Annotated in this window: 1 protein-coding gene and 1 pseudogene; both read left to right on the forward strand. The window is 65.2% G+C overall.

Annotated elements, in window-relative coordinates:
* Nucleotides 1-331, forward strand: a pseudogene (locus tag AOK11_RS34420) (hypothetical protein); the annotation flags it as partial.
* The gene (locus tag AOK11_RS45740; protein WP_240497605.1) at nucleotides 328-1,410 is read left to right on the forward strand and encodes a hypothetical protein; all 1,083 of its coding nucleotides are present in this window, start codon (nucleotides 328-330) and stop codon (nucleotides 1,408-1,410) included. The pseudogene AOK11_RS34420 and the gene AOK11_RS45740, both read left to right, overlap by 4 nt.
* Nucleotides 1,411-1,472: the final 62 nt, after the last annotated feature.

A 1,472-nucleotide genomic window follows, 5' to 3' on the forward strand; every position in this document is an offset into this window, starting at 1 on the left:
CAGCGGCTGGCGGGCGGTACTCAAAGAGCTGCCCCATGCGGAGTGGCACCCGTACGCGGAACACTGGCTGCACACGGCAACCGACGCCGGACACCGCGGCGACCTGCTGCTCAACCTCCTCGTCGCAGCAGCCGACCGGTGTGAAGACCAACGCGGCACGGCCTTCGCCACGCTGTACGCAAGCGCCCGCATCGCCGAACGCACAGCTCCTTACGGGACCGCCGCTCAGGCTGCCGCAACCACGGACCGACTGCTGCAGAAGATCTCCACGGCTCAGGGCCTCGGCCGGCCCGCCGCGCCACCGACATCAACTGGGGGGATTACACCGTGACGACCGGCTCCAAGACGACGACCGTCTTCCTCACCATCCTGTGCGGCCTGCTGCTGACCATCCTCGGCCTGACACAAAAATGGCCCGCATACGCATGGCCCGCACTGGCCGTCCTCCTTGTCGCAGTTCCCGCGGCAGCCTTCAAAATCGCCGCAGCGCGCCGTGGCTCCTTGCCTGTCGACGTCGAGGAACAACGCACTGCGCCGCCCGTCGAACGCAGGGAACACCACGTCAGCCGCGTAGCCCTGCCCAGCCACTGGGCCGACTACGACTTCCTGTTCTCGGCCACCGTACGGTGGTATCCCCTCGAAGCGCCCGGCGACGATCCCATCCTCAACCCAGCAGGCCTCGCCGTCGAAGCGATCCTGAACCGCGCCTGCGCGATCACCGAACAACGGGAACCCGGCCGGCCCACGCTCGTCCAGCACGAACTGAGCGGTGCACTCAGCAGAATGCGCCTAGACCCCACCGGATACCTTCAGGTCATGGCGGAGGACATCACACTCGTCCTGTGCGAACACGATCAAGAGCGGTTGGACAGACTCGCCCAGGTGCGCAAGGACAAGGCGGTCTGGGAGCACCAGCGCAAGTACGAACAGAGCAAGCGCGCATACCTGAGCGAAGACGTGCTCAAGGACACCGGTAGCGCGGTCGTCTGGTGGCTCGCCAAGAACGACGACCAGGTGGAAAAGACCGTGGCGGACCTCGGTCTGCTGGCCCAGCTCACCTCCGCCGCCAACGACACCGACGTGCCCGAACGGCTGCGTGATCTCATACCCCGACCGCACGGCGAGCGCCCTGGCCCGGATCTCCTGCAGGAGCAACCCGCTCCTTTCGAATCACAGCCGAAGGCAGCGGACCACTTCGAGACCTTCCTCAACAGCATGGGGTTCACGGACGGAGACGTTCGACGGACGATGCTGGCCAAACAGATCGCCGACGTCATCAGGACACAGGACCAGCACGAGACAGCCGAGGACCTACTGCGCAGGTTCGACCCGCCAGCGAGTTTCACACCGGATGACGGTGAGCCGTCGGCTTCCGCAGACGACACGATCAATGAGAAGCCCGCAATCTGACTTTTTTGAGGAGAAGAACAATGGACAGTGAGCTGGCCGCCCTCGCCGCATCCGGAGCAACC

This window comes from Streptomyces hirsutus, from assembly GCF_001418415.1.
GTDB lineage: Bacteria > Actinomycetota > Actinomycetes > Streptomycetales > Streptomycetaceae > Streptomyces > Streptomyces hirsutus.